Genomic DNA, 7,535 nt, shown 5'->3' with positions numbered 1-7,535 from the left:
CAACGTCGAGGGGCCGGAGTTAGTAGCGGGGGCAGGATTTGAACCATGCGACCTCTGGGTTATGAGCCCAGCGAGCTACCGAGCTGCTCCACCCCGCGTCGGTAGCAGCCACTCAACAGCACCCCGCACGGTCCGGGTCCCGGCCGTCGCACCGCTCATGTAGATTCCGCGATTCCGTGAGCAATGGATCTCGCGACCTGCTGCTTCTCCACAGCGCTCAACCGTGAAGTCCGCGCTCGCCAAGCCGCATTGCTTATGATCCGGCGACAGGCTGCCCAGGCAGCAGTGCTCACCATCGAAGGCACCGCAGGTCAGGAGCGCGCGAGTGATCACGGAATCGCGGAACCTACAGCTCACCATCCGGTGTCAGCGCCCGGCCAGCACCCGGAGGAAACGGCGCTCCTTGCGGCGGCGCAGCACCTGGTACCAGCGGGTGGTGTAGGCGAGATCCTCCCGGCACGCGTCCAGGAATTCGTCTTGAGCGGCGACGACGGCCTCCGACTGGCGTTGGAAGTGGTCGGCCCGCTTCTCGCTCAGGTCCATGGCGCTGGTGGCGATGACGACCTGTTCCGCTGCGGCGATGACGTGAACGCTGCCGCACAGTCGGACGCCGTGCAGCGCGCCGATGAGTCTGTTTTTCGCTTCACCGGAGGCATCCGAGGTCGCCGCGTTCACCAAGGGCAACGCCGAGTTCGCCCTGACCTGCGCCGACCGCTACCTGATGTGGTCCTACCGGTTCACCAACCCCAAAAACAGCCGCAACCCCGCCACCCAGGGCCAGGGAATCCCCTGGTCCGATACTCCATGGGAGTACCACCGCCAGGCCGCCCGCCTACCGGCCGGGGTGCCCGGCGAGCGCGGCACCCCCTTCATGCTGCAGCTGATCCTGGTCGACGCAGCCACCGGCATCGTCCGGGGACTGCGGGTCATCCAGCCTCCGGCAGAGTTCGCCGACGCCCTGCGCGACGCCGTTGCCCGGCAACAGCAACTGCCGTACGACCCCACGGCCGCCGACCGGGACATCGAGGACCTGTTCCGCCGCAACTCCAGCACCGACCTCCTCCTCCAGGCCACCGCACGCTTCGCAGCGCTGCGCGACGGCACCACCCGCTGAACGACGTTCCGGCGCGGGGCAGTCACTGTTCGCCACCGCCTCGCACCCGCCGCTGGGCACCGAACGCCGCTCGCACCGGAAGGAGACCATCCTCGTGACACTCACAGCCCCCTGCCGGATCGCCGAGATCCTGACCGGTCGCAGGACTCCGACGTGCTCCAGGTTGCCCCGTCCGGCCCAGCTGCTCACCGACGCCTCCCGCGCGTGGGCCGTCGCTGCGCTGGACGGCTTCAACGCCGCGGCCTGCGGTGACGACCCGCTGACCGTGCCGCCCGCCGCGGACGACACGGACGGATGGGCGGAGCCTCCGCTCGCACCGCCGGTGCAGACTCGCGTCCATGGGTTTGATGACGACGCCGGACGCCGGTACGCTGCGGCGGCCGGTACGCCCTGCAAGCGGTGCGGCCCCGCGCTGGAGAAACGCCGTGGCTTCGCCGGGCTGCCGGGCCCTCGAGCCGGGGGTGCCTTGCGCCGAGCTCGCGCGGTGGCTCCCCGGCCGACTCTCTCGTCCTGCGCCTGCACCCGAACCGATTGACCACCGACACCCCCGCCCCCAGCGACCAGGTCAGGGAGAGTCAGCCGTAGTGAACACCGACCGGATTCTCCGCCAACCGACTGCGCGGTCGACTCGAAGCCTTCTATCCCTCCGGGGTGATAGTCGGGTTGTGGAGGAGGACGTCGGCGTCGGGGTCGCGGACGTTGTCCAGGAGAACCTTCTCCAAAACGGTGGGGAGGGCTGGTCCGGTTCGGCCGGGACCAGGCGCTGGGCCCATTCGCGGGCGGTGGCGCAGTCCGGTTCCACGCTGGTCACGGCGCCGGTGTGCCAGTCCTAGCCGCCGTCCCAGCGCTGCGCGAAGTCCGCGACCTGGTGCGCGAGGACGTCGCGGCGTTCGGTGATGCTCATCCAGCCGGCGCGGCGGACCACCTCCGCCGGCTCCTGCGGGGCGGGTACCGAGCCGAGGACCAGGTGGGCGTCATCGCCGCCCTCGGCCACGTCCTTCCGCAGTCCGGAGATGTTGCGGGTGACCGAGGTGTGGCCGTGGTGGCAGACCTCGCGGGCGAGGTACCAGCACAGTTCGGCTGCCGGGGATCCGTCCGGCTCGTCGGCAGTCAGTTCCACGAGCGCCCGGACGCCAGGCGGCGATCACATCACGGTCGCGCACCTGGTGGAACCAGTACGGCGCCGGCTGCCCGAGCACCGCCGCCACCTCGGCCCACGTCGTCTCGTAGTCTTTGGCCGGCCCGTTGGTGTCGTGGACCAGGAGCCGGGGCATGTAGGGCTGGGACACCATTGTGTGCCGGTCTGCGCCACCAGCACGCATGCGATCCGGTCGCCGAAACGCTCACGGTGGCGCCGCCGCGGAGCACGGACCACTGCTGCGGTGCTGGCATTCCCGTCGATCAGCGAATGCACCAGTACGACGTCGCTCCGGTCGGTGTGCCACCGCAGTACCGCGTATCCGTCGACGAACTTCGCCCCGGCGAAGACCACTCCCCCGGCCCTGGACGCCTCCTGGAGCCATGTTCCTTGTGCGCCGTCATCGTCTGGTGTGTTCCGTGTGAACAGCCCCACGCCGCCCTCCCCAGGCCAGCCGACACGCCCCCCAGGCCGAGACGACACCGGGATCGCGCGCCGTGTCCACCATGCCCGTCCACGCGCGCCGGAACCAGCAGTCCTCCCGGGTTCGGAACGCGATCGGCGCCGGATACCCGCTCGATGTCAGCGCCTCGGCTCTGGGGGCGGTGCTCAGCAACATCGCGGTGAAGGAGGCACCGGATCAACTCCAGCAGGCCGTAGAGCCCACCGCCGGCCGGACCGATGGCCCCTCTAGTTACCCGTCAGGCGATCCTGACGGGCGAAACCTTGCTGGGTCGGAATGTCGCGAAGGTCCGCCTTGCCGAGGTCTGCGGACGGGGAGGACCCGCAGCGAGCTCCGCCGGCCAGGAGCACCCGATTCCACCAGTCGTTCGTCCGAATACTTAGCCAGGGACGAGCGGGCCGGGCAGCCCTGGCAAGACGGTCGAGGAAAGTGCCAGGGCGCGTTCTCATTAGTCTCTCCCTACTCAAGTCGTAACGGCAACGGCGGAGCGTCAGCTGAGCCGAGATGACCGTGATGCCACCGGGGAGGGTGCCCCGCAACGTCGTCCGCTCCGTGCCCTCCTTTGACCGTGGCCATCGGAACGCCTATCCGCAGGGGAGTTGCGGACTGCGGCGTGGTCCACTGTGGGTGGCCAACAGCACCGATCGCGGTTTCCGGCGCTGAGCGCGTTCGCGCCAGCTGATCGCGGGGCGCGCCCATGAGGCTTTTGCGCAGCGTCTCGGTTCGGGTGCGGATGAGTCGCGACCCGGCGCTGACCGGGCTCGGTGACGAGCGACTCTCCTCGTAGCGTCCCTCTTCCACTTGGCGCGGGATGCGTCTGTGCACCTGTCGAAGCTGCGGGTAACCAGGGGATTGTTGGGACCAGACGAAGGCCACTCTCACGTCCGGGGAGTTTCCGTTCGCGTGATCGCGTCTGGAGCATGGGTCGAGGCCGAAGACGACCGCCTCATCGACGAGTTCGAAAGCAACCGGTTGGCCAGAACACTCAGCCCCCATGCTGTGAACAGGAAGAACGCAGCACCTACCGCGAAACGCACCGGCCTGAGCTCCTGACCGGGCAATACGATGGCAGCGAAGACCAGCAGTCCCACGAAGACCGGACCGCCCACGCCGAGGATGAACCGTCGGTTCCAATCACTCATGAGCTGCCCTTCCCTGGAGCGGAGTGCGTCCGCTCCATTCTCACGGCGAAACCGTAAAAGACAAGCTGAGCGTACTGACGACCTGCGGGTCGGGGGCGGCGAGATTCTTGGCTCGATACCGATGAAGCCATGGTGCTTGGGAAGGTCGGTCCGCCACTCAGGCAAGTAGGCTCAGAGCACCACGACGGCCTTATAGCCAGCGAGGCCGTTGCCGTAGCCGTTGCCGTACATCAGGTCGGGCCCGTGGTACCTCTCGATCGGCACGAGGCGGTCACGGATGTCCGCCCGCGTGCCCGCCACCGACAACATCGGCGAGTGGCAGGCCGGTGCGGGGTTGGCGCTGGCCGCGCACCCGCATGAAGTCTCACGGCGGCGACCAGACGGCCACGTGCGACGCGACTAGGCAGTCGGTGCGGTCGGTATACCGGCGTCAGGCGGGGATGGTCGATGCCTTCGTCACGGTGTGGGCGTAGGCCATTTCCATCATCTCGCGGCGCGCGGATGCCTGCTCGGTCAGTTCGCGCAGCCGCTGGGTGTGGAAGCGGGGATAGCGGATGGAGGTGCTGAGGATGCCGTGGCGGGTGATCCACCCTCGGCTGGTCAGCGCGCCCTCGCGGAGCGGGAGAAACCTGAACTCCCAGCCGATCAGCTCGTCGTCGGTGTCGCCGCGGACCTCCGTCCAGCCCACGGTGCCCGTCCCGACGGGACGGGCGGCGTCCGCCTTCTCCCGGGCAGCGGCGGCGGTCAGCAGAAGCATCTCTGGCTGCAGGGCACGGGGCTCCGAGCTGGCGGTGCGGTTCTGGACGAGATCGTCGGCCAGGGCGGCGCGCAGGACCGCCTGCGCGTCCTCCCAGGTGTTCTCTGGACGGCCGTGGCGAGACCGGCAGACGGTGACCCACCCGTAGCCGTGCGCCATGCCCGTGCCGACCCGTGCGAGATAGCCCAGCAGTTGTCCGTGATCGGTGACCGGGTACAGTTCGGCGGTGCGATCCGACTCGTCGAGGGCCGCGCGCGCCTGTTCTTCGCCCAGGCCGGGCAGCGGCTCCCGGCCGACGGCCGCAACCGCCCGCTCCCGGACGGCGGCCTGGTGGGCGGCCAGGAGCGCCCGGCGCCCACTGGAGCCGGAGCGGTAGTCGTAGCCGTGGTGATCGACCGTGCTGCCGTCGGCCGTCACCCATGCCTCGGGCGTGTCAAAGGGGCCTGCCCGGAAGTGGTACCCGATCATCCCGCCCTCGTCCTTGACGGGCCGGAATCCGACTGCGGCCGGCCAGACGCGGCGGGCGGCCGCCTTCGCCGGGGCGCTCACCTCACGGTGGGCCAAGTACGCGTCACGAACGGCCTCCTGCGCACCGGCGGGGTCAGGGGAGGGCTACCTCGCCGCCTTCAAGTCGGCAGTCCCCTGTTTGGTGATGTCGTTCGGGGAGACCTCGGCGTCCACGGTCACCCAGTGCACGCGGCCGCACCACGTCCACGTCCAGCCCGCCAGCTCGCCGGAATCCGTCCGCACCGGCTCATAGGAGAAGTAGCCGGCCTTCTCCCCGAAGACCTCGCGTACCGCGTCCTCCACGGCGGGCAGGGCCTCCCGCTCGAAGTCGGACTGCTCGGCTCCGCGGAGGAACGGAGCGCCCAGGACGCCGAGGCGCACCCGCGGCGCCCGGCTCGGCTCGGCCGGCCGGCACAGGGCCGGCACGAGGACGGCGACCCAGCCTTGCCGCCCGAGGGTGTGGACGGTGAGCAGCCCCTCCTCCTCCCACTGGCGGGCGATGGTGAGCAGTCGCCGTCCAGGGGCGCCGTCGCGGCGGACAGAGCCTCGGTAGATACCGTTGGCCAGGCCGTTCCACAGTCTGGCGTGGAGAGCAGTAGGCAGGGGCGGGTGAACGAAGTCGGCGAGAGCTGCCGGCGGGTTGGCGGTCATGGGCTTCCTCTTCTGCGGGACGGTGACGGACAGTTGCGGGTTCAGATGGAGGGCGCGCGGTTGATCGGGCGCTCTCCGAGACCATGGACGTGCCCGAGGTAGGTCTGGGGCCCGGAGCGCGCGGCCGGATCTTCTCCCACTTGGGGAAGGGGGACGTTGAGCGCTGTGAGCAGCAGAGGGCTTCCTGGCGGGGCCAGGCTGTGCAACAAGCCCTGAGGGCCGCCCGGGGCGGGCGTCAGCACGGCCACGGTTGAGCCGCAGGTCCAGATTGGTGAGCGGCCGAGGATCGCCGGCGGTGAAGTGCACGAGCCACGTGGCCAGGTCCTGTCCTGCGGCTCGTAGTCGGGTACCGGGCAGCCGAGGAGGAACTCGCCCAGCTCGGCGGCATGATGCGGGCCGACGGCTCCGGTGTGCACCCGTCGGCCACGGACGATGCGGGTCTCCGGCCCGGACAGCCAGAGGGCGACGCGGACGGCCGTGTCGGCCACAACCAGGCGGGCGCGCGGCGAGGCCGCGTTCAGCGGGACGGTGAGGGTACGCACGGCGTAGCTGCTCCAGGAGGCGGCGGAAGCCCTTGCGGGCATGACGACCGGCCCGCACCGGAGCGGGCCGCATCCCCACGCACGCGGGGCAGATCCCGCCAGGCCCGGTACCCTGGCGCGACCATGCTAGCTGGACGGTGGGCAGGGGGCACTGCTGTTCACGGTTGCTTCTCGCTCGGGGGCGGGGCTGTGCACCGCGCCGCCTGGTCCGCCGCACTTCCGTGACCTGGGGGGAGGGTGGGACGGGCGGCAGCCGGAGAACAGATGCCTGTCTCGTGTCCCGTGCCCTTACGCGGGGGTGTGGAACTCGGCTGCCTCCCCGTTTCACCGCCGTGGTGGAGCGGCTCGCCCTGCCGTGTCCTGCGAGCCGGGAGCTTACCTCTGGCCACACCGCATTTCTCAGTCTCCCAAGCTCCAACCCAGTTGCGTGCGACCGGCGTTGTCAGCGATGCCCAGTGGTGGACTGCCCTGGATTCCCGCTACGGTCGCGAGATGAGCTTGAACGAAGCGTTCGCGGCAGACACGCAGCGAAGCACCGCCCCGACTGAGGTGATCGTCGGCGCGCTGCGATGGGAGATCCTGAACGACTGGACCCGGTATCTGAAGGATCCGCAATTCCCCGACAAGACAGTAGAGATGTCCTACGTGTGGGGATTCATCAACCGCGATTTCGGCGGCGCTGCGCTGAGGTGTCTGTGGGAGAAGCGGCAGAGCAGCTATCCGATGTTCGCCGAGACCGTGTGGCTGCTGCGCCAGGACTTCAGCACGGACGCCGGCGAGGAGCACCACCCGGCCCTCGGCGACCTGCCGCTCATCCCCGAGGAGGTCCTTTTCCGGAAGATCGCCAGCGCCTCGGCCGTGGTCTTCCGGGAACTGACGGGAGACCAGATGATCGAGATTCTCGGCAAGGCCGCACAGGACTACCCCGGCATGCGGTAGCGCGGTACACGCCCGAACCGAGGCCGGCCCGAGGTCGTCCCGGCCTATGCTGAGGACTGGCCCTGATCTGTCGCGACCGTCGCCGCCTCTGACGACCGGCAGGGCCCTCCGGGCGTAGACGGCCGCAGCAGGCGGCGGGTTCGGGTCCCATGCCGCCGCACCAGAGAGGTGCGTGCAGCGCGGCGGCATGCCTGCGCGTTCGCGTGCAGCGCGACGGTGCAGGCCACGGGGAGGACACCGCCCCGAGGCCAGTCGACGGCGGTTCAGCGTCGCGGGTGGGCG

Annotated in this window: 8 protein-coding genes and 1 tRNA gene; 2 read left to right on the top strand and 7 right to left on the bottom strand. The window is 69.7% G+C overall.

Annotation, left to right across the window (positions count from 1 at the left end; all coding sequences use genetic code 11):
• Positions 1–23: 23 nt before the first annotated feature.
• Together ACFU99_RS25720 and ACFU99_RS25715 are read right to left on the bottom strand one after the other, a co-directional pair.
• Positions 24–98 (bottom strand) — tRNA-Met (locus ACFU99_RS25720).
• A gap of 268 nt (positions 99–366) precedes the next feature.
• Entirely contained in the window at positions 367–543 is a 177-nt protein-coding gene (locus tag ACFU99_RS25715) for a hypothetical protein (protein ID WP_384395906.1), read from the bottom strand.
• A gap of 82 nt (positions 544–625) precedes the next feature.
• On the opposite strand from ACFU99_RS25715, the gene ACFU99_RS25710 reads away from it, so the two are divergent.
• Entirely contained in the window at positions 626–1,114 is a 489-nt protein-coding gene (locus ACFU99_RS25710) for a hypothetical protein (RefSeq protein WP_384395903.1), read from the top strand.
• An 829-nt stretch (positions 1,115–1,943) separates the two neighbouring features.
• On the opposite strand, the gene ACFU99_RS25705 is transcribed toward ACFU99_RS25710, so the two are convergent.
• The 5 genes from ACFU99_RS25705 to ACFU99_RS25685 all read right to left on the bottom strand — a co-directional run bounded on the left by ACFU99_RS25705 (position 1,944) and on the right by ACFU99_RS25685 (position 6,314).
• A complete protein-coding gene (locus ACFU99_RS25705; protein ID WP_384395900.1) occupies positions 1,944–2,234 on the bottom strand; it encodes a hypothetical protein in 291 nt (96 codons plus the stop codon).
• 1,359 nt (positions 2,235–3,593) lie between these two features.
• Complete coding sequence (locus ACFU99_RS25700) at positions 3,594–3,857, bottom strand: hypothetical protein (RefSeq protein ID WP_384395898.1); 264 nt, start codon at positions 3,855–3,857, stop codon at positions 3,594–3,596.
• Positions 3,858–4,287: 430 nt separating this feature from the next.
• Positions 4,288–5,163, bottom strand: coding sequence for a hypothetical protein (locus tag ACFU99_RS25695; protein ID WP_384395895.1), 876 nt, complete (start codon positions 5,161–5,163; stop codon positions 4,288–4,290).
• 63 nt (positions 5,164–5,226) lie between these two features.
• Positions 5,227–5,772: a hypothetical protein gene (locus ACFU99_RS25690; protein ID WP_384395893.1), complete on the bottom strand. Its 546-nt coding sequence runs from the start codon at positions 5,770–5,772 to the stop codon at positions 5,227–5,229.
• Between the two features lie 41 nt (positions 5,773–5,813).
• Positions 5,814–6,314, bottom strand: coding sequence for a hypothetical protein (locus tag ACFU99_RS25685; RefSeq protein ID WP_384395890.1), 501 nt, complete (start codon positions 6,312–6,314; stop codon positions 5,814–5,816).
• Between the two features lie 492 nt (positions 6,315–6,806).
• Between ACFU99_RS25685 and ACFU99_RS25680 the strand changes: the two genes are divergently transcribed.
• Positions 6,807–7,253, top strand: a complete 447-nt coding sequence (locus ACFU99_RS25680; protein WP_384395888.1) for a hypothetical protein — start codon at positions 6,807–6,809, stop codon at positions 7,251–7,253.
• Positions 7,254–7,535 lie beyond the last annotated feature (282 nt).

The sequence above is a fragment of the Streptomyces sp. NPDC057654 genome, assembly GCF_042800135.1.
Classification (GTDB): Bacteria; Actinomycetota; Actinomycetes; order Streptomycetales; family Streptomycetaceae; genus Streptomyces.
This window is presented reverse-complemented; position numbering and strand designations above follow the sequence as displayed.